The organism is Paraburkholderia sp. SIMBA_054 (assembly GCF_046534875.1).
Taxonomy (GTDB): domain Bacteria; phylum Pseudomonadota; class Gammaproteobacteria; order Burkholderiales; family Burkholderiaceae; genus Paraburkholderia; species Paraburkholderia hospita.
On the sequence record NZ_JAWRXV010001711.1, the window covers coordinates 1 to 236 of the forward strand.

Here is a 236-nt window from a genome sequence, read left to right on the forward strand (position 1 = left end):
CTAAAAGCGGTCGTCGGCAAAATCATTACGACAGTCTCATTGATTGTTATTCCGGCTGCGGTCGGCATGATGATTTTCTCAAGACAGATTACGGAGTTGCTGTTTGGCCGGGGGGCATTTGAGGATCGGGCCATTGACATGACGACAGGCTTATTGTTCTTCTACGCACTCGGATTGCTCGGTTTTGGGCTTCGTGAAGTGCTGTCGAAAGTATTTTATTCCTTGGAAGATTCACG

General features: G+C 47.9%; 1 protein-coding gene. It reads left to right on the forward strand.

The window, feature by feature from the left end; translation table 11 throughout:
• The coding region (locus tag SB822_RS60945) for a lipid II flippase MurJ (protein ID WP_410859633.1) at nt 1-236 on the forward strand (236 nt) is incomplete at both ends.